Source organism: Polaribacter sargassicola, assembly GCF_021991835.1.
In the GTDB taxonomy this organism is placed as follows: Bacteria; Bacteroidota; Bacteroidia; order Flavobacteriales; family Flavobacteriaceae; genus Polaribacter; species Polaribacter sargassicola.
Genome location: NZ_JAHDAU010000112.1, coordinates 1 through 332, shown reverse-complemented (window position 1 = coordinate 332; position 332 = coordinate 1). Strand labels below are relative to the sequence as shown.

At 70.8% G+C, this 332-nt stretch carries 1 protein-coding gene; it reads left to right on the top strand.

Annotated elements, in window-relative coordinates; genetic code table 11:
* Positions 1-192 (top strand): hypothetical protein (locus KI686_RS17525; RefSeq protein WP_237590336.1); only part of this gene is annotated, 192 nt, incomplete at its 5' end.
* Between the last annotated feature and the right edge of the window lie 140 nt (positions 193-332).

Sequence of the window (332 nt, the reverse complement as noted above, 5' to 3'; positions counted from 1 at the left end):
ACGCGGGCGACGCTGGTGCACGCGACGGATGCCGGGCTCATCCACCTCGCCGAGTGGCGGGCGGAGCTGCGCGACACGCTCGCGCCCCGCTTCGCGGGGCTCGCCGACGAGGAGTGGATCGTGCTGCAGCGCGCAGCAGAGATCCTCGCCGCACACGCACAGGAAACCACCACGACAGGAGAAGCCGAATGAGCGGAACACCACAGGGATCGGTCTGGCGCCAGCCCGCGCAGGTATGGGCGGTCGCCTTCGCCTGCGTGGTCGCCTTCATGGGCATCGGCCTGGTCGACCCGATCCTCCCCGCCATCGCCGACTCGCTGAAGGCATCCCCC